This window comes from Planctomycetota bacterium, assembly GCA_039182125.1.
Classification (GTDB): Bacteria; Planctomycetota; Phycisphaerae; order Tepidisphaerales; family Tepidisphaeraceae; genus JBCDCH01.
Map to the genome: position 1 here is coordinate 21,134 of JBCDCH010000032.1, position 19,979 is coordinate 41,112.

Genomic DNA, 19,979 nt, shown 5'->3' on the forward strand with positions numbered 1-19,979 from the left:
CTGCAGGTCGGCCCCGACATCGCTACACTGCGGGCAATGAGCACGCCTCTCGAACTCGTCACGTTTGCGACCGCCGCGGTTGACCCGACGGTCATGGAGCGTTTCCTCGGTTTCGTCGCCGACAACGGCTGGCTCTTCTGGGTCATCGTCGGCGTCATCGCGGCGGTCGGCATCTTCCTCGGCTACAAGCTCGGACACTGGGCCGGCGCACGCGGCCAAAAGGCGTACGTCCAGTCGCGTGAGAAGGAACTGTTCGACGCCCAGCGCGGCTTCAAGCTGGTGTTCGACGAGGAACTCAAGGACCTGCGCACCGAGAACGACGACCTGAAGTCGAAGATCGACACCATGACCGACCGCATCGAGGAGTACCGCAAGAAGGCGGCCGGCTACGGCGGGCTCTTCAGCAACTCCAAGAACGCCGACGCCATGTACGCCCTGCTGCTCGAGAACGAGGCACTTGAGGAAGCCCTCTACGGCCAGAACGAGAAGCTCCGACAGGAACGCACCGACAGCGTCAAGGAACAGCTCCGCGCCGCCGGCTACCGCCGCGTGCTCATGTCCCAGCTCATGGAAGACGAACGCTTCAAGAAGCACGTCGAGGAGGTCTACGGCGAGGACGGCGAAACGCCCGGCAACCTCCGCTCCGACCGCGCTTTGCCCAACAAGCGCCAAGCCGTCGAAGGCGAGCACGCGTAGCGGATTGCTCATCGCCCCGGCAGTTCGTAATGTCGCGGCATGCCAGACAGCGCCCGCCAGGTCAAGGACTACAAAGTCCTCGTCGGTCTCGAGATTCACGTCCAGCTCGCCACCGAGTCCAAGATGTTCACCGCCGCAAAGAACGGCTTCGGCGGTGACCCCAACACGCAGGTTGATCCGGTCGTTCTCGGCCTGCCGGGTGTGTTGCCGGTGATGAACAAGAAGGCCGTCGAGTACTCGATCAAGGCCGGGCTCGCGCTCGGCTGCAAGATCGCCGAGCACTGCAAGTGGGATCGCAAGTCGTATTACTACCCCGACCTGCCCAAGAACTACCAGATCAGCCAGTACGATCAGCCGCTCTGCGGCGAGGGTGTGTTCGAGCTCGAAGTCGATGGCGAGGTCCGACCCATCCGCATCCGCCGTGCGCACTTGGAAGAAGACGCCGGCAAGCTGCTGCACGACGCACCCGGCGGCTACGAGATCGACTTCTCCATCGTCGACCTCAACCGCGCCGGCACGCCGTTGCTGGAGATCGTCACCGAGCCGGACTTCAGCACCGCGAAGGAAGTCGCCGCGTTCGGTCAGGAGTTGCAACGCCTCGTCCAGTTCCTCGGCATCAGCCACGGCCAAATGCAGATGGGCCACATGCGCTTCGAGCCGAACATCAACGTTCACATCACCGACGCCGACGGCAACGTTCATAAAACCGCCATCACCGAGATCAAGAACCTCAACAGCTTCAACGTGCTGGAGAAGGCGACCGACTACGAGGTGCGGCGGCAGATTCAGACCTGGCTCGAGACCGGCGACCTCGGCCGTAAATCGACCTACGGCTGGGACGCGGACAACGAGCAAACGGTCTTGCAGCGCGAGAAGGAAGAAGCCCACGACTACCGCTACTTCCCCGACCCGGACCTCATGCCGGTACGCGTGAGCGAGCAGTGGCTGCACGAGATCAAGGCGAGCATTGGCGAACTGCCGCGGCAACGCCGCGAGCGTTACGCCAAGCTCGGCCTGCCGCCGGAGTCGGCGCAGGTGATCGCATCGGACAAATCCGCCGGCGACTACTTCGACGCGATCGTCGACGCCGGTGCCGAGCCCAAGCGGGCGCTTGCGCTGATCGACACGATGCGCGAGATCGCCGGCAACCGCCGCGAGGAGTTGGCCGACCTTCCGCTCACGCCGGCCCGCGTCGCCGAGGTCGGGCTGCTCGTGCAGGAGGGCAAGGTGCAGGCGAGCAAGGAGACCGGCCGAAAAATCCTCGAAAGTCTGATCGAAACCGACCGCCCCGCCGAGACCGCCGCGACGGATCTGGGCCTGATCCAGTCCAACGACACCGGCCCCGTCGACGACGCCATCGACAAGCTCATCGCCGACAACCCGCAACCGCTCCAAGACTACCGCGGCGGCAAACAAGCCGCCTTCGGCGCCCTCGTCGGCATGGTCATGCGCAACGGCAAAGGCCTGAACCCGAAGCTGGTGCAACAGCGGTTGCGGGAGAAGCTGATCGATTGACGATTGCATAGCTTTCGCTATACTTCTTTGGCTCAGTAACAGGTTGCCTGCCCACGCAGGCGCGACGCATCTAATTTCGCCCGCACACGCGGGCGCGGATCGGAATCATTCATGGAACTACTGAGCGATGAGTGGCCCACAGCGGGTAGGCCACCGATGTGTCGTGTTGACTCCAGTTTCAATGTGAAACTGCCCATGAGGATTCTGTATGCCATCGCCTGTTCGCTTCGCCGTTGTACGGCGGATGTTGGAAAATGCCGGTTGGACATTTGAACGAATCTCCGGCTCGCATCACAACTTCACCAAGCCCGGGCGTCGGACCTACCCGGTACCGGTGCATAAAGGAAAGGTTGATCCGGTTTATGTCCGTGCAATCGAAAAGCTCATCGCGGAAGACCAAGCCGACGAAGACGACGCCTGAGGCTGAAGAAGCTTGGCTGCGCCGACCGTTTTCACCGAAGGTCCTTCGGCAGGCCGAGACCTTAGCGAATGAGTACCAGATCACAATTCAGTTCATCGATGGTCGCTATTACGGCTTCGGCACGGAGTACCCGTCCCCGCTCGGCGACGGAAAAACACCGCAAGCGGCGTTCAAGATGGCACGTGAGGGTCTCGTTACGCTGGCGGCGACAGACTTGGAACGCGGCGTCGCACCACCGCGACCGATCTCCGAAGCCCGGGACCGACAAATCAACATCCGTGTGAGTGGCTATGAGAAGCAGGCGCTTGAGCGTGCTGCTAAGCAAAAAGGCTTCCGTGGTATCGGTGACTTTGTCCGCCATGCCGCGCTTTCCAAGGTCTAGCGCCCCGGCAGCGTCACCGCCTTCACACGCTTGACGTTCGCGCGTGAGCGGAGCGTATCCATGACTTCGCTGCTCGGAACGCCGTCGGTCTTGAGCACCATCAACGCCTTGTCGCCGACGCGGCTGATGACCATGTCGGCGATGTTGACGCCGGCTTCGCCGAAGGTCGCGCCGACGTGGCCGATGACGCCGGGCTGGTCGTCGTTCTCGATGAGAACCATCGGGCCGGCGGGGATCATGTCGACGTTGAAGTCGTCGAACCGCAGCACGCGCGGCAGGCGGTCGAGGTACGCGGTGCCGAGGATGCGGTGTGACTCGCCATCGGTGCTATCGACGCGAACGCCCACGATGTCGCCGACGAGGCCGTTGGGCGGGCTGGGCTCGTGGTGCATGTTCAGCTCGATGCCGCGATCACCGGCGAGCTTCTCGACGTTGATCACGTTGGTCGGCCCGGCCATGTGATCGCGGAGCAGCTCAACGGCCGCGAGGCGGAGCATCGTTTGCAGGTGCTTGGGTGCCTTGGTGCCGCTGGCGCGGAGCGTGATGCTCTTGATCCCGCCCTTGCCGTACGCGCTGAGCAACCGACCGATGCGGCTCGCGAGTTCGAGCAGCGGCTGCTCGTCGGCCGGCACGTCGAGTTTGATCCCGCCGGCGTTGACCGCGCCGCGGATCTCCCCACTCTGCAGGTAGGCGACGAGCGCTTTGCACGCCTCGACACTCACGGCCGTCTGGGCTTCCTCCGTCGACGCCCCCAGGTGCGGCGTGAGCACGACGTTGTCCAAGCCGAACAACGGGTGGTCTTTTTGCGGCGGCTCGGTCGCGTACACGTCCACCGCCGCGCCGGCGATCTTCTTCTCCTCCAAAGCCTCGGCCAACGCGAACTCATCGAGCACCTCACCGCGTGCGTCGTTGACCACCAGCAGGTTGGGCTTCGCGACTTCGAACAGACGACGCTTGTCGAGAAGGTGCTTGGTGCTGTCGCCGCTGGGGACGTGGAAGGTGATCACGTCGAGCTGAGCGAGGAACTCGTCGAAGTCCTTGACGATTTTCACCTTGCCGTCGAGCGCGGTGTCGGCCGGGAAGAAGGGATCGAAGCCGACGACGTTCATCTCCATCGCCAACGCACGAACGGCGACGGTCTGGCCGATGCGGCCGAGGCCGACGACGCCAAGGGTTTTGCCGGCGAGTTGGGTGCCCTTGAAGCTGCCCCGCTTCCACTCGCCGCCACGAACATGTGCGTCGGCGGCGGGGATCTTCCGGGCCAAGGCGTACATCAGCGCGATGGCGTGCTCGGCGGTCGAGAGCGTCGAGGCAGCCGCGGTGTTGAGCACGAGCACGCCCTGATTCGTCGCGGCGTCGAGGTCGATGTTGTCGACACCGACGCCGGCACGAGCAACCGCCTTGAGCTTACCCTTGGCCCCGGCTTCGAGGACCGGTGCCGTCACCTTGATCCCCGACCGACACGCGATCGCGTCGTAGTTCGGTGCCTCGGCGATCAGCCCGGCCTCGTCGAGCCCGGTCTTCACGTCGTAGGAAACGCCCGATTCATTGAGAAATTCGAGACCTTCTTCGGCGAGCTTGTCGGCAACGAGGATGCGTTGGTCAGCGGTGTTGTCGGCCATGGGGCAGCGATCGTAGGCCGGCTGTTGAGCGGCCGATTCACTCGTCGAACAGCGGCGATTTGCCCTCGGCCGCCTGCTTGTCCCAAGGCACGTCGGGGTGCCCTTCGAGGTGGTTGGCCAGACGGGCGTGAACGAATAGCCAGTCGCTCAGACGGTTGAGGTAACGCGGGATCAGTTCGGCAACCGACTCGCTGCTGGCGAGATTCGTGACGACCCGCTCGGCACGACGGCACACCGTTCGGGCCAAGTGAAGCCGGGCCGACGCCTCGCAGCCACCGGGGAGGACGAACTGCGTCAATGGCGGAAGCTGGCCCTCGGCCTCGTCGATCTCGCGCTCCAACCGCTCAACCAACACCTCGGTCAGCGGCGGCATGCTCACGTTGGCCGGCGCGTCGGTATCGAGCGCGAGGTATGCACCGAGATTGAACAGCACATGCTGTTGCCCGGCGAGCGTAGCCCGCATGGATGCCAGCGCGGCGACCGCAGCCAACCCGAGCGTGGCATTGAGTTCGTCAACCGTGCCGTACGCGTCGAGGCGTAACGCATGTTTCTCGATCCGCTTCCCGCCGATGAGTCCGGTGGTGCCCTCGTCGCCGGTGCGTGTGTAAATCTTCACGCCCGAACGTTAGTCGCGTCAGTGGCGGGTGTTCAAAGAACGGCCTTCGCCCAGCCCTGGAGGCACAGGCTGAAAACCGTTGGCATTCACTTCACCAACGCCGCGCTCTTGCCCTTCTTCTTGATCTGCCTCGTCACGGCGAGGTCGGCAAAGAAGTCGCTGCCCTTCTTCAACGCGATGTCGTTCGCCCAGATGCGGCCGTAGAAGTCGACCTTGCCGTCGAGTTCGATTTTGCCGTAGGGGTTATACAAATCGGCAAGCATCTCGTGTTCGTTGGACGTGTTGTGCGGCGCGGTGATGTCGATGTCGGCGTTGGCGGTTTGGACGATGCGCAGGTTCTTGGGGTACATGTCATGTGTCTCGACCCGGCCGTCGATCTGGGCGTGACCGGTGAGGTAGATCGTGACATCACCGGTCGTTTTGAACTTGGCATCACGGTCCAGGTCGAACGAGCTCATGATGTACGTGCCGCCGCTGAGCGTGTAGGTGCCGGAATCGACGTCGACGCTGCCGAGGTCGGTCGCGTGGCCGGGGATGACCGGCTCGACGAACTCGATGTCGTAGTCGATCACGCCTTGTTGACCGCCGGACTTGAACATGTTGCTGGGGATCGAGCCGACCGACGACGGTCCGGAGTAGAAGTCGCCCCAGATTTCGACGCCGCTCTTGAGCGTGATGTGTCCGTTGGTGCCGCCTTCGAACTCACGGTCACCCGAGCCGTTGGACCCGGGGAAGGTGCGGCGTTCGTCGGAGTCGTAGCTGTCGAAGTCAGCCGTGCCGTCGGCGTAGATACTGTCCTTGGCCAGGAGTGCGTAGTAGAGGTGATCCTCCTGGAACCCGATCTTGGGCGTGGCGACGGCGGACGCGGTTAGCGTGGTGCTCTGGAATCCGAACAAGGATGCGAAGTAGGTCGGCGATTGTGCCTCGACCGTCACGCGGACTGCCTGGACCTCGTCGGCAACTCCGGTGGCGGTCTTGCTGAACGTTCGCGCGTTCGGATTCCAGAAACCGAGCGTCACGCCATCGGCGGGAATGGTCGGCTGGAATCTACCGTTGGCGTTGTCAAGAACGAGGTTGGTCGCGTGGTTTAGCCAGGCGTTGTTCGACATGCCCGAAACGGCAGAGAGTGCCGCGGCGTCGGCGGTCGACTGCAGTTGGGCACGCGTCGACATCAGCCCGCCACCGTCGACGGCGATGACCGCGCCGAGAAACATCACGGGCATCGCCACGGTTGCGTAGATCAGCGCACCGCCGCGTCGCCGAACGTTCGAGAGCCTTGTGTTTCGAGTCATAGGTGCATTCTCACGTACGAGTCCGCCCAGCCCATCCCTGCATCGGCAGGTCCGGGGAGCAACAGTCGAACAGTCACGTACGCAAATGCGTTTGGCAAAGCCCGATAATGAACCACGCAACGGAATCAGACATTCTCGATGCTGTCGAGAATGTCCTCGGGGCCAACGGTGGCTGTGTCATTGCCAACCCCGCCCTCGACGCTGTCGGCTTGGCCGTCGTTGTCGGCGATGAACAGGTCGTCGCCGGAGAAGCCGCGGAGGACGTCGTTACCGGTGCCGCCGAAGAGGACATCGTCGGAAGCAGTTGAGCCCAGCAGCGTGTCGTCGCCACCGTTACCACGCAGGACGTGTCGCCCCGATCCACCGCGGCTATCCAGGAGATTGGGGCCGCCATCACCGATGAGCGTGTCGGCCCCGCTGGAGCCCAGGATATTCTCGATGTTGAGCAGGTTGATCGTGTCGCCGAAATCGACGCGACCGTCATTCGCGATGCCGTCGAGACTGGCAAACACCCGGTTGAACGTATTGAACTGAACGATGTCCCCTTGAATCTCGCTGCCGCCGTCGAGGACGTCGGTCTGTGCGGTACTTCCACCGATGACGGAGAAGATGTCATCGCCGCCTTGTCCGAGTACCACATTGTCGCCAAAGCCGCCTGTGAGCGTGTCGTTTCCGGTACCGCCCTCGATCGAGTCATCGCCGGACTCGCCATCAAGCTCGTCACTGCCGCCAGCGCCGAAGATCGTGTCATTTCCGGAGTCGCCGAGGATCTCGTCATCACCGCTGCCACCGTCGAGGAGATCATCGCCGGAATCGCCGAGAAGCGTATCGGGGCCGCCGAGCCCAAAGATAGTGTCGTTGCCACCGGAACCACTTTCTAGACGGTTCGCGCCGGAGTCACCGATGATGGAGTCATCCTCCACCGTCCCTCGGACGTTCTCGATGGCGATGAGCTGGGTTGTTTCGGTGTCATTGGTCGCGACACCCAGAGCAAGGTTGACCGTGATCCCGGCGCTGCCCACCCCGCGGAGCAGATCAATACCACTCCCGCCGTTCATGGTGTTGTTATCGGTTTCTCCTGGGTCCGGCGGGGTGCCGATAAACGACAGATCGTCGTCACCGGCCTGACCGAGCACGATGTCATTGCCAAAACCACCTCCGATGGTGTCGTTACCGCTACCACCCGCGAGCGTATCGTTGCCCGAACCACCCGACAGGCTGTCGTTACCACCAGCAGTGCGGATGAAATCGTCACCTTCGCCAGTTCGCACGAAGGCCCGAATACCGCTGTCAACGGTAACGATGTCGTCCCCGTCGTTAGTCTGGATGTCAAAGCGTCGGACACGATCGGGATCAAATCTTGTGACTACACCATCAGCATCGACGGCCAGTACATCCGTGCCGTTTTCGTAGAAGATGTTGATCACGTTTCCTAGATCGTCGCCGATGATTTCGAGCCGACCAGTGACTTTCAGCTCAACGGTGACAGCGAGCAGACGGCGGTTCTCAAGTGGTTCGTAGTGCATGCATACGAACTGTCGCCGACATCGGGTACTTTGTTCCAAGAAATCAGAACGGCAGCGACTTGTCCATCCAGTCGTCGGCCTTGAGCACCTGTTTGCGGTTGAAGCGGGCGATCGACTCGGCTCGGGCCTGGGCGATGCGGATGACGCGGGAAGCGCCGATCACGCGCCACTGCTTGATAAGGTTCTTGGCGTGGCGTTTGAAGAGGTCATCGTCAGCAGCGGCGAAGAGTTGGGCGCAGCCGGGGTCACCCTGGCGGGCGGCGCGGCCGTAAAGCTGGCGGTCGACCCGGGCCGAGCCGTGGGGCTCGGTGGAGATGACGTGCAGGCCGCCCATCTCGGCGACACCTCGGCCGAGCTTGATGTCGGTACCGCGGCCGGCCATGTTCGTCGCGACGGTGATCTTCCCCTTGTTGCCGGCCTCGGCGACGATGTTCGCCTCCTGCGCGTCTTGCCGGGCGTTGAGTACGGAGTGCGGTCGGCCCAGTGCTTCGAGCCGCTTGCTCACTTCCTCACTGCTCCACACCGATCGCGTACCGACGAGCACCGGCACGCCCTTGTCGTTGAGTTCGCAGATGCGCTTCGTGACCGCGTCCCACTTCTGGTCGGCCGTCGCGAAGAACCGCAGCGGTAGCTGCTTGCGGATGTTCGGCTTGTTGGTCGGGATACGAACGACGGCGCGGAGGTAGATCTGCCAAAGCTCGCCGGACGACTCCCACGCGGTACCGGTCATGCCGGCCATCTCGGGGTACTGACGGAAGAAGCGCTGGAAACTCAGGCGGGCGAGGTTTTCCTTGTCGGCGGTGACGGCAACGCCTTCCTTCACTTCGACGGCCTGGTGAAGACCGCCACGCCAGGAGCGGTCGGCCATCGTGCGGCCGGTGAACTCGTCGATGATGACGATCTTGCCCTCGGGGTCGATCAGGTAGTGCTCGTCGAGGTGAAAACAGTGCAGAGCGGAAAGCGCTTGAACGACGACTTCCTCGCGGCGCCGGGCGCCTTTCCAGAAACCATCGTCGTCGCCGCAGAGTTCGGCGAGTCGGCGTCGGCCGCGTTGGGTCATCTCGACGTGGCGGACCTGCTTGTCGACGGTGAAGTCGCGCTTGTTTTCGAGTTGCTTCGCCAGCTCGTTCGCTGCTCGGTAGAGCTTTTCGTTGGGGTTGTCGTCGGGGCTGTTGGAGATGATCAGCGGCGTGACGGCTTCGTCGATCAGCAGCGAATCGGCCTCGTCGACAAGCGTGCGGAACAGGCCGGGGATGAGCAGCTTGCCCTGCTGCCCGCCGCCGAGCAGCGCGACGGCGGTCTGGCTGCTGGAGCGCATGTTGCCGAGCATGATCTGATCGCGCAGGAAGTCGGCGACGAGTTCTTTACTCGTGACGTAGATGACGTTGCGGCGGTAGATGTCTTGGCGCTCGATCGGCGTGGTCTCGTGAACGACACTGCCGCCGGTCATGCCGAGCAGATTGAACAGCGGTTCGTTGAGCTCGGCGTCACGGGCGACGAGGTAGTCGTTAACCGTGATGACGTGGACGGGCTTGCCCTCCCACGCCATGATCGCCGCGGCAACGGCGGCGGTGAGAGTCTTGCCTTCACCAGTCGCCATTTCAGCGATGTAGCCGTGGTGCATGGCGAGCGCGCCCATGATCTGCACCGGATACGGTCGCAGGCCCAGCGATCGGTTGGCCGCCTCGCGGACCAGCGCCATCGCGAAGTTGAAGGATTCGCCCTGCAGCTTTCCGACGCGGGCGAGATCGCGGAACTCGTTGGCGCGCTCCTTGAACATCGACGAGCCGAGGTCTTTGACCTGGGGTTCGAGGCGTTCGATCGCGGCGGCCTGCTTCTTTATCCGACCGAGGATCGGCAGGCGATTGCGCACCCAGCCGGTGGCCGCGTTGACGCCCTTGTCGATGTTCTTCAGCTCGGGGGCCTTGACCCGCCGGGCGTGGAAGATGTCGTGAAGTTCTCCGACGGTCGACATCGTCATCGCGTTATCCCTGTGCCTGTGCGGTGCTTTGCGACTGGATGACCTGCAGCAGCTTGCGCCAGCCCTGCACGATGAGCGGCTCTTTGTCGACACGGGCGCGGACATAGGTCCGTTGGCCGGTGACGATGTTCTCGCCGGGGTTGCGGAGGGTCATGCGCATGACGTAGAGGTCTTCGCTGGTGCCGCGGCCGGTCTGGTCGGTCGGGTCGTTGGCGAATGCGCCGCCGCCGGCGACGGTGAGGATGGAACTCTCGACGGAGTTGACCGGAGCCTGATCGACCTGCCAATCGACGGCGGCGAGCGTGACACCGGTATCCGCGGCGGGCCGGACCTGAACCCATCCGTTGGCGACGGCTTCGGGCGTCGGCTGGACGGTCATCCGGTCGCGCGACTGCTGATCGATGTACGCGATCACCTCAAGCTCATCGCGTTGGTCGATGCGGCCCAGTTCCTGGCCGAGTTGCATGTATGCGCCGATGTAGTTGCTCGGATCTTGAGCAATGAATCGGCCGGCGATCGGTGCGGTGATGGACAGTTCCTCGAAGTCGGCACGGGCTTTCTTGAGGGATTCTTCGCGGTACTCGGCTTGGCGTTCGAGGGCCTGGAAGTTGGCCATGTTCTCCATCATCGCGGCGCGGGATTCGATCTTGGCGGCTTGGTACTCGGCCTCGGCTTGGCGTAGGGCCAACTCAAGGTCGGGGTTGGACAGGCGGGCGATGATCTGGCCGGCTTCGACGTTCTCGCCGTTGCGGACGAACACTTCCTCGACCCGTCCGGGCGCTTCGACACGCACGGTCTCCCGCAGCGCCGGTTCGATGACGCCTTCGCTCCAGACATAACTCGGGAACTGGATCAACCCCACGAGCAGAACGATCGCGCCGAACGCCGAGAGCGTCCAAACCCATGCTTTGGCCCGCTTGCGGTGCAGCTCGGGATCGGTGAGCAGGTACTTGATCAGCTTGAAGATCGGCACGATGAAGAACGTCGTGATCGCGCCCAGGCCCATGATCAGGCCGACGACCTTGACCTCTTCGGGCAGCTGATAGAGCACCATCAGCATGATCGCGAAGCCGATGAAGATGCGGTAGACGCTCGATGTGATGTTGAACAACACGAGCTGCCAGCGCTGGCTCTTGGGCGGCAGCGGCTTGGTCTCCTTCACGCGGTAGATGTACCGCCGCACCAAGCCGAGCGTGTACTCGCGGGACTTGTGCTGAAGGTTGGGGATCTCGAGCCAATCCGACAGGATGTAGTAACCGTCGTAACGCAGCAACGGGTTGGCGTTAAAGAGGATCGTGCTCACGCCGGCCACGAGCATCACGTTGTACGCGAGTTGGCTGGTGAGCGAGGTCTCGTCGGTGAAGAAGAAGATGATCGCAGCGATGGCGGCGCAGAAGATCTCGGCGATCATCCCGGCCGCGCCGACGAAGATGCGCTTCCACTTGTTCGGGAAACCCCAAGCCGTCGACGCATCGACATACGGACAGGGGAAGAGCACCAGGAACATGATGCCGACCTCGTGGCACTCGCCACCGAAGCGCCGACAGCTGAACGCGTGGCCCATCTCGTGGATGAACTTCACCCCGACGAACGTCAGGCCCAGCAACATCCACTTGACCGGATCGCCGCCTTGGAAAAGCGCGGACGTCTGATTGCCCAGCTCTTCCCACTTGGGCAAGAGCAACGCGATGGCAACGGCCACGACGACCAGCCAAACGATCATGCCGCCCCACGACATGATCGGCCCGACCGCCGGGAGCCAACGCCTCAGGAAGTTGTCGGGGTCCCACAGCGGAATGCGCGGGAACAACAGGTTCATCAATCGGCCCTGCAGCTTCTTGGTCTTCTGCTGCTTGTGGCGACGCAGCAGAACCTGAGCGTCGGGGCTGATGTTGGTTTCGACGAGGTTGGCAGCGTAGAGCTGCGTGAGAATCTGGATGACCTCCGGCTGCGTCGGGGCCATGTCGTCCATCTGGCCACCCACGATCTCCCACGCCTGGCCGACGGTCACGGAGCCGTCGAGCAGGCCGACGAATCGGTACGCGGCATCGGAGAGCCGGTGGAACTGGTTGCTCGCCGGGTCGCGGACGACGTACCAACGCTCCCCGCGGTAGTACTGACGTGAGATCTGTGCGGTGGGCCGGAGGCGCAGCGACAGATCCTTGACGCGGTACCAGCTCTCGGAAAACGTCGGTCGGAGTTGGAGAGTCATAGGTGAAAATCGGAAGGCGGAGTGCGGAAAGCGGAAGGAAGAAAATGCGGGTACCGGTTCACTGGACTTCCGACTTCCTCACTCCGCTTTCCACCTTGCTTTTAGATCCACAGCTTGATGCGGATGAAGTCGATCAGACGGTGGGTCAGCACCCAGGCGTAGGTGGCATCGCCGGCATCGACCTTGGCTTGACCTTGTTGGCCGGTGTACCAGTTGGTGCCCGGGTCGTCGACGATCTTGGCTTCGACGCGGTAGCGGCTGGCACCCTCCATCGCGGCGGGTTGTTCGATGATGTCTTTGACCTCGAACGTGAACTTCTTACCTGGCTCGCCTCGGGTGGCGAGTTGGCCGGTCATGCCGATCTCGACATCCTGGATGTCGCGTTCGTCGACTTCGAGGACGGCATGAAGATTGGACTTCTCGCCCTGGGCGATGACGAACATCTGCTGATAGGCCTGCACGACATCGCCGCGCCGGTCACGGTAATCGCCGGTCAACACGACACCGGCTTGCGGGGCGCGGAGCGTGGCGTTTTCGATCTTGCGCTTGAGCAAACGGGCTTCGGCTTCCGACGCGTCGGCGCGTTGGATGTAAGCCCGTGACTGGGCTATCCGACCCTCGGCCTCAGCTTCGGCGGCTTGGGCACGGAGCGAAGCGGCCTGCTTTTCGGCGGCGAACTGTTGGTCACGCAACTGCCGCGTGTCGAACGTCAACAACGGATCGCCCTCGGCCACTTCGGCACCGGGCAGCACGTGGACCGTCTCGATCTTGCCCTCAATGGGCGTGGAGACAATGGACTTGGTGATCGGTTCGAGCGTGAACGGCGCGGTGACGTTGTGGTCGGCGAGGCCGGGGATGAACAGGAAGACGATCAGCGCCAATCCGCAGATGGCGATGAGCTTGCCGAGCATGTACTGCGGCCCGATGATTTTGCCGGTCAGGTCGCGGCCGCTGAGAATCGACTTGGTGATGAGCCAGCGGTCGTTGTCGTAACGATCCTTGAGCTGCGGTGCGAGTAGTTCGGCAGCCACGGCAAGGGTCGTGGTTTCCTGCGTGGTGGACGGGCGCTCCTTGGGGAACTCGAGCGTGACGACGCCGCGGATTTCCTGATCCTGACGCAACGGAAGAGAGACGACACGCGTGCCGCCTTCCATTTGCGAGAGCTTGGCGGCTTCGCGGGTGGTGTTTTCCGTCGAACGGCCAGCCGGGTCGAACTGGACAATCTCTTCCTGGTCGTAGCACTCCTCCATGGTGCGGACCAACTGAACCGAGAGTTCCTGCTTCTTGTCGAACTCCTCCGTGTGACTGATCGCCTGGAGGACGATGTCGCGTCCTCTGAACAAGCCCTTGATCCAGCCGATGGACACACGGGTCGCCCCGGTCCGGCCGGCCAGTTCGTTACACAGCGCCGCACCGCCCTGCTGGAAGCCCTCGGCGTTGGCCAAGGAAGACGCAAGTTGCAACACGTCCTGGTGGCTCTTGGCCACCGACTTCGATTGCTCGTGGCTGCGACGAAGTGTGTAGAGATCAAAGTATCCGGCGACGAGTTGCATCGCCTGCAAGCGTTGAGCGGCGAGGTCTTCGTTGCGGCAACGACAGATCACCGCACTGACCGCGACCACGGCAGACTCGTTACGGAGCAAGGTCACCAAGCAATACTGCTGCCCGTCGGGGTCGCTGTCCTCGCCGACCTGGATCGCCCCGTCTTTGCCCTGCTCGACGCAGGGTTGGATGATTTGCTTGAACGCGTTCTGTGCGGCGACCCGGACATCGCGGGCGGCGTTGTCATTACGGATGTGCTGGACGAGCTTGAGCGCGGACCCCTCGGGCGACGGTTCGATGACGAACGCGACGGCCTCGGTGCCGGCGACGACGGCCGCCTGGGTGCGGGCGAGTTCGGCCATGAAAGCCGGCAGGTTCGCGCCCGAACCGAGCAGCCGTTGTACGAGACGGTTGTGCGTGATCTCGTGCTGCTGCTTTTGTTCTTCTTCGAACGTTTTCTGATCGGATGGCTGTGCGACGGTGCTCAAGGCTTGCCTTTGGCTTGGGTAGGGTCACGTCGCCGTCAAGCCGGTGAACCGACCGGCGACACCCGATTGTATTGATTACGACGTTGTAAGTAAGCCGAATGTTACGCAGATTCGTTAGAATCCGCCGAGGCTGCCGTCGGCCAGGGCGGCGACTTCCGGCGGCAGTTTCAACTCGATACGGCGGCCGGCTTCGAGGCCTTCGGGGTTTTCAAGCTCCAGTTTCACGAAATGCCGGCCGCTGGCGAAGTCGACTTTCGGGTCGATGAACGTCAGCTTCGCCGTGAGCCAATCACTACGCCCTCCGGCACCGTCAGCATATCGGACCTCCATCGCTTGCCCCAGTTCCAGCTTCGAGACCTGCGCCGGGGTCAAATCGTTGACGCGAACTTTGAGCGGATTGTTCTGCACCACGATGACGGCCGGGGTCCGTTCATCGACCGCTTCGCCGAGTCCGATGGCGATGTCGCGGACGATCCCGTCCACCGGACTGCTCACGAGCAACTGGTCGATGATCACCTTCGCCGCCTCGACTTCGGCCTCTGCGTTCTGGAGAGCGATCCTTTCGAGCTCGAGGTTGGTCTTGGCCTCTTCCACGGCGATCGTGTACTCGGCGATTTCGTCGGCGTTAAAGACCGGGCCGCGGCGTTGTTCCTCGGCCATCTTGTTCTGTTCGAGCCGCTTGTTCAGGTCGAGCTCCGCCTTGTCGAGCTGCAACTCCCGGAGCGCGATGCGGGTCGGAACTTCGCTTTCCATCGCCATCATGGCCTGCTTGTACTGGACCTGCTGCGTCCGGTCGTCGAGGCGGATAAGCGGCTGGCCGGCCTTAACGATCTCGCCGGGCTTCACGAGCACTTCTGTCACACGGCCACGAGTCGGGAACGCCAGTTCCAAATCTTCGTTCGGCATGGTGGTGCCGATCACGACCGGGGCGGCCTCGTTCTCGGACGCGGCCTGAAATGCATTCGCAGCGGGGATGGCGCGATCGGCGATCAGGACACCGCCGGTCAGGACGGCGGCGATCAGTGCGGAACGGGTCAGTTTGGTTTGAATCGGCATGGTGTGTGTCTCCGTCCGGTCAACGCTATTACGGCGTTGCGGGCTGGTTGTTCGTCAAAGTGTCTCGACTTTCATCGGCGAGACGCCATCATGGGCTAATAAGTTTCACCGTCCGACGCTACCGGCTATCCGTAACCAAGTCGCGTCAGGTCATCCTCGCCGAGGCCAAAGTAATGACCGATTTCGTGCAAAAGCGTGATCGTCACCTGATCGACCAAGTCGTCTTCGTTCTTGGCGACATTCATGATGTCGTCTCGGTAGAGAAAAATCACGTCCGGAGCGCGCGTCGGTGGTTCGACGCCCCGCTCAGTCAGCGGAATGCCGTCGTAAAGCCCGAGCAGCAGCTCGTCGGGTTCCATCTCCATCGACCGCAGCAGTTCCGGCGTCGGCCGGTCGCGAACCTCGACTCGAACATCGGCGAGGGCTTTGGCAAACTTCGGCGGCAAAAGCCGGATCGCTTGCTCGACCAGGGCGTTGAACTCGGACTCTGAAACCGTATGCGGCACAACCAACCGTATGCGGTTGCAAGGCCGGACGCCCTCGACGACAATCGGCCACATGCCGAAATGGATGTCGCCCAGCCTGTTGATCGTGGGCTTGTTCCTGTTGGCCGGTTGTTCACTGCCGAGCTTCCTGGTCACGCCGATCACCAACCCGACGGGGTTACAAGAGTCGGTCGTCGACAAGGGCGGCCGGGACAAGATCGTGGTCGTCCCGGTCGAAGGGTTGCTCGTCAATGCCCGGGCCGGGGGCGGACCGATCGGCGGCCCCGGGGAGAACAAGGTCTCGCTCATCGCCGAGCAACTCGACCGGGCGGCCAAGGACAAACACGTCAAGGCCGTCGTCCTGCGTGTCAACAGTCCCGGCGGCACCGTCGCGGGGTCCGACGCGCTGTATCACCTCGTCGCCGACTTTCGCACCCGAACCGGCAAGCCCGTCGTCGCCGCGGTGCAGGAACTGGGCGCGTCCGGTGGGTACTACGTCGCCCTTGCCGCCGATGAGATTTACGCCCAACCGACGAGCCTGGTCGGCTCGGTCGGCGTGATCATCCAGACCTTCGACGCCACCGGCACCATGTCGCTGCTGGGCCTTCAACCACGGGCTTACACCTCCGGCGATCTCAAGTCGATGGGCTCGCCGCTGGAGGAGCGCACCGCTGATCAGGATGCGGTGTTCGAAGGTTTAGTCGACGAGATGTTCGACGAGTTTGCGACGAAGGTTCGGCAGCGGACACTGTCAACCGATGCGTGGGACACGATTTCCAGCGGGCGCATCTTCACCGGCAAGACCGCAGTCGATCTGGGCATGATCGATGGGATCGGTCAGCTCCAGGTTGCCATTGATCGGGCCTCGCAACTGGCCGGCGTGACGAAGCCGACGGTGGTGATTTACAAGCGACCGTTCGGATACGAGGGCAGCGTTTACGCCGCGGCCGAACCGATCCGACCGATGAGCAACGGATCCCCGATCACCTTGCCGGAGACCTTGCAACCGCTGCCCGGTGGTGCGTACTACCTGTGGCGACCATGATGTTCCGACAGCCCACCGTCGCATGATCGAGCTGACCTGCACCAACTGCAACGATCGAATGGAGATCGACGACGCCTTCGCCGGTGGCGTGGTTCGGTGCCGGCATTGTGGTGCGATTCAGACCGTTCCTAGCAAGCACAAGTTGGGTAAACCCAAAAACCCGACGCCGCAGCCGGTCCGGACGCCTTCGACGCTTCACCAACCGACGTTCGGCTCGGGAACGGGACTCGACGAGTTGGGCGATCTCGTGAGCAGTGGCAGCATGGGCACCGGCTTACGACAGCGCACCCGCAAACGAGCCAAGCAGGCCAGGCCAACCGATCCGGCGAAACGATCGACACGTTGGCTGGCGATCGCCGTGGCTGTCGGATTGGTGACGGCGGGGCTGATCGTCGGCGGCGCCATCGTCGCGACCTCCGGCGAGGCGGCGGCCGACCGTGACCCGATGGTGCTCGAGTTGTTGCTGCCCGAGGATGGCCCCGTGGTGTACGTGCTGGATGTCGGGCCGAGCTTCGCCGAGCATCGCGAGGAGTACGCTCGACTCATCCGCAAGAGCGTTCAAAGCCTCGACGAGCAGCGGCCGGTGCAAATGGTGCTCGCCGGCGAGACGCCGGAGCTGGTGTATCCGGTCGCCCCCACGCAATGGACGCGGTCCACGGCGACGGACTTGTACGACACCGTCATCGACCTCGACGCTGGCCCGGCATCGGACCTGCCCGCGGCACTGGCCATCGCGGAAACGGCGGCCGGCGGTTTGGTGCCGACGGGAACCGTCGTGCTCATCAGCGCCAAGGCTTGGCAGGTACCCGGCGATGCGTTCGGAGAGCGTCCACACACGGTCTCGGTACCGGTCTTCACCGTCGCGGTCGGCAGCGATCACTTCGACGGAACGTTCGAGAACCTGGCCAAATCCACTGGCGGGCGATCGATCACGATCTCCCCCGCGGAGTTGCAGCGACTCGTTCGCCCCTGAGCCGACGTCCGATCACCTGCCGCGCTGGCGAAAATCTGGCGTGCGCTTGGCACAGATTCCGATTCCACTACAACAGGGCAACATCCGGTTATCGGACGGATCGCCACGGACGTCGACCTCGTACACACCTGCCGCAGGATTCTCGATGCAGCCAACCCGACAGATCACGGTGTTTTTTTCGTTTCTGGCCGTTTTGACCCTGACGGGCGGGCTGTTACTCGCCTTGGAGCCGGAGCCGCTTACGCCCGTCGATCAGGCCCCCGTCCTCGTGGTCGCCACCGACACCACGACCCCGTCATCGCTCGGCAACACACTCGACGACACCCCTTCCTTGACCGGCGGCAGTCCGACCGTGATCACGACGCGCCGGTAACGCACGGGTCGATGAACCATCGACGATTGGACACGGATCGGATTGGTCCGTAACTTCGCTGGAATGCGGTGTGTATGCGGCCAAAACCCTGACGCGGGTGCCAAGACAGCACGTATAATGCGATTCGTGCGTTGTCTTTCCCCCCTCCCGATTGAGGCCGTCGCCGGCCATTTGCTCGCTCATCCGAGCCCGGCTGCTTATCACACCCCGGCGGACGACCGATGAAGATGCCTGTAGCGGGCCAATGCCACATCTCGCCCCGTCCGGCCCGTGTTGATGCCGTCCGCCCGCGGATGTTCGTACCTGTCTCAACCCCGTCCCTGTCGAAGTAACGCCCGATGTCTCAGCGTCTGCTCCACTACGACATCATCGAGCGACTCGGCGAAGGTGCCGGCAGCACGATTTACCGCGCCCGGGACAGCCGCACGGGCCGCGAGGTCGCCCTCAAGCACGTCGTTCGCCACAACCCCAAGGACATCCGCTTTGTCGAACAGATGGAGGCGGAGTTCGAGATCGCCCGCCAGTTCAACCACCCAAACCTGCGCCGGACCTTCGATCTGAAGATCAGCAAGTCGATGCTATTGAAGATCACCGAAGCATACCTGATTCTCGAACTGGTCGAGGGGCACTCGCTCGACGTGAAACCACCGCAGTCGATGCTTGAGGCGCTCGACACCTTCATTCAGGCCGGTCGTGGCTTGCAGTACATGCACAACCTTGGCTATGTGCACTGCGACATGAAGCCCAACAACATCATGCGCGACACCGAGGGCATGGTGAAGGTGATCGACTACGGCCAGTCATGCCCGATCGGCACCATCAAGGACCGTATCCAGGGCACGCCCGACTTCATCGCCCCCGAGCAGGTGCTTCGCAAACCCGTCGACATCACGACCGACGCGTACAACTTCGGAGCAACGCTTTACTGGGCACTCACCGGTACCCATATCCCCACGGCTTACACCGTCAAGAAAAAGGGTGGCGACAACGCCTTCCTCGTCGACAGCCGCATTCAGACCCCGCAAGACCTCAACCCGCGCGTCCCGCCGGTGGTCAGTCAGGTCGTCATGGAATGTGTCGCCAGCAAGCAGAGCAAACGGCCCGGCAACATGGAGTCCGTTGTCCACAAGCTCGAGATCGGCCGACACATCCTCACCCGTGACGAGTCGACCTACGAAGACTTCGAGGTCTGACGCCGCAATCAAGCTGCGAGCAACAGACCGGTCTTCTCGCCCCACTTCACTTTGCGATACGGCAGCAGTTCGACCTTGCCCGAGGCGACCAGCGGCTGCAAGGCCGAGGCGTCTGCGCGGCGGTGGGCCACGAGCAACATCAGCACCGGTGAGACGTCAGACCGGACGGCCAGTTGCGGCAATGCCTGTGCGATCAGCCCGGCCGACTGTTGGATCCAGTGCAGCGCCGTCGCATGCTGTTCCAGGTCGGCGAGGTGCTCGTCCGCGACACTCAGCAGCGCGAGCCGACCGTCGCGTCGAATGGCCAGACGGCCCACGTTGCCCGGCACGTCAATCTTACAGGCGATGAGGTCAGGCCGAGACTCCAACACCGCCGCAACCACATCACCGCCCACCGGTAGATCGACAACCGATTCCGACTCGTCTTCCGGCACCATCGACAACCGCAGCGCCGGCTCGGGTGCAGGTTGGACATCGGGCGCTTCGACGGGCTGAGCGAAGGCTTCCTCCTGCACGGGGGTCGGAGCGGGTTCCTCAACCGGCACTTCAACAACCTGTTCC

General features: G+C 62.9%; 17 protein-coding genes. 7 read left to right on the forward strand and 10 right to left on the reverse strand.

Translation table 11 applies throughout. The annotated features are described in order from the left end of the window. The first annotated feature begins 36 nt into the window (after nt 1-36). From AAGD32_10035 to AAGD32_10045, 3 genes are all read left to right on the forward strand, one after another. Nucleotides 37-696 (forward strand): hypothetical protein, encoded by a 660-nt coding sequence (locus tag AAGD32_10035; protein ID MEM8874585.1) that lies wholly within the window; start codon nt 37-39, stop codon nt 694-696. Between the two features lie 39 nt (nt 697-735). Next, complete coding sequence (gene gatB / locus AAGD32_10040; GenBank protein MEM8874586.1) at nt 736-2,211, forward strand: Asp-tRNA(Asn)/Glu-tRNA(Gln) amidotransferase subunit GatB; 1,476 nt, start codon at nt 736-738, stop codon at nt 2,209-2,211. Between the two features lie 362 nt (nt 2,212-2,573). Next, nucleotides 2,574-3,014: a hypothetical protein gene (locus AAGD32_10045; GenBank protein ID MEM8874587.1), complete on the forward strand. Its 441-nt coding sequence runs from the start codon at nt 2,574-2,576 to the stop codon at nt 3,012-3,014. Here the strand turns inward: AAGD32_10045 and serA are convergent. The 9 genes from serA to AAGD32_10090 all read right to left on the reverse strand — a co-directional run bounded on the left by serA (nt 3,011) and on the right by AAGD32_10090 (nt 15,855). After that, nucleotides 3,011-4,636 (reverse strand): phosphoglycerate dehydrogenase, encoded by a 1,626-nt coding sequence (serA, locus tag AAGD32_10050; GenBank protein MEM8874588.1) that lies wholly within the window; start codon nt 4,634-4,636, stop codon nt 3,011-3,013. The genes AAGD32_10045 and serA overlap by 4 nt on opposite strands. Before the next feature lie 37 nt (nt 4,637-4,673). Then, nucleotides 4,674-5,252 (reverse strand): cob(I)yrinic acid a,c-diamide adenosyltransferase, encoded by a 579-nt coding sequence (locus AAGD32_10055; protein ID MEM8874589.1) that lies wholly within the window; start codon nt 5,250-5,252, stop codon nt 4,674-4,676. Between the two features lie 86 nt (nt 5,253-5,338). Continuing rightward, nucleotides 5,339-6,544 (reverse strand): TadG family pilus assembly protein, encoded by a 1,206-nt coding sequence (locus AAGD32_10060; protein ID MEM8874590.1) that lies wholly within the window; start codon nt 6,542-6,544, stop codon nt 5,339-5,341. 125 nt (nt 6,545-6,669) lie between these two features. Then, a complete protein-coding gene (locus AAGD32_10065) occupies nt 6,670-8,070 on the reverse strand; it encodes a calcium-binding protein (protein MEM8874591.1) in 1,401 nt (466 codons plus the stop codon). Between the two features lie 43 nt (nt 8,071-8,113). After that, nucleotides 8,114-10,051: a hypothetical protein gene (locus AAGD32_10070; GenBank protein MEM8874592.1), complete on the reverse strand. Its 1,938-nt coding sequence runs from the start codon at nt 10,049-10,051 to the stop codon at nt 8,114-8,116. Between the two features lie 4 nt (nt 10,052-10,055). After that, nucleotides 10,056-12,263: a biotin/lipoyl-binding protein gene (locus tag AAGD32_10075; GenBank protein ID MEM8874593.1), complete on the reverse strand. Its 2,208-nt coding sequence runs from the start codon at nt 12,261-12,263 to the stop codon at nt 10,056-10,058. A gap of 101 nt (nt 12,264-12,364) precedes the next feature. Further along, the gene (locus tag AAGD32_10080; GenBank protein ID MEM8874594.1) at nt 12,365-14,293 is read right to left on the reverse strand and encodes an efflux RND transporter periplasmic adaptor subunit; all 1,929 of its coding nucleotides are present in this window, start codon (nt 14,291-14,293) and stop codon (nt 12,365-12,367) included. 114 nt (nt 14,294-14,407) lie between these two features. Beyond that, nucleotides 14,408-15,349, reverse strand: a complete 942-nt coding sequence (locus tag AAGD32_10085) for an HlyD family efflux transporter periplasmic adaptor subunit (GenBank protein MEM8874595.1) — start codon at nt 15,347-15,349, stop codon at nt 14,408-14,410. 125 nt (nt 15,350-15,474) lie between these two features. Next, nucleotides 15,475-15,855, reverse strand: a complete 381-nt coding sequence (locus AAGD32_10090; protein MEM8874596.1) for a metallopeptidase family protein — start codon at nt 15,853-15,855, stop codon at nt 15,475-15,477. A 52-nt stretch (nt 15,856-15,907) separates the two neighbouring features. Here AAGD32_10090 and sppA point away from each other — a divergent pair, with 52 nt between their 5' ends. The 4 genes from sppA to AAGD32_10110 all read left to right on the forward strand — a co-directional run bounded on the left by sppA (nt 15,908) and on the right by AAGD32_10110 (nt 19,418). Further along, nucleotides 15,908-16,879 carry a signal peptide peptidase SppA gene (gene sppA, locus AAGD32_10095; protein ID MEM8874597.1) on the forward strand — a complete coding sequence of 324 codons (972 nt, stop codon included), beginning with the start codon at nt 15,908-15,910 and terminating at the stop codon, nt 16,877-16,879. A 22-nt stretch (nt 16,880-16,901) separates the two neighbouring features. Continuing rightward, a complete protein-coding gene (locus AAGD32_10100; protein MEM8874598.1) occupies nt 16,902-17,852 on the forward strand; it encodes a hypothetical protein in 951 nt (316 codons plus the stop codon). 46 nt (nt 17,853-17,898) lie between these two features. After that, nucleotides 17,899-18,225 carry a hypothetical protein gene (locus AAGD32_10105; GenBank protein MEM8874599.1) on the forward strand — a complete coding sequence of 109 codons (327 nt, stop codon included), beginning with the start codon at nt 17,899-17,901 and terminating at the stop codon, nt 18,223-18,225. A 338-nt stretch (nt 18,226-18,563) separates the two neighbouring features. Further along, entirely contained in the window at nt 18,564-19,418 is an 855-nt protein-coding gene (locus tag AAGD32_10110; GenBank protein ID MEM8874600.1) for a serine/threonine-protein kinase, read from the forward strand. A gap of 8 nt (nt 19,419-19,426) precedes the next feature. Here AAGD32_10110 and AAGD32_10115 read toward each other — a convergent pair. After that, on the reverse strand, nt 19,427-19,979 hold a 553-nt coding region (locus tag AAGD32_10115), incomplete at its 5' end, for a hypothetical protein (protein MEM8874601.1).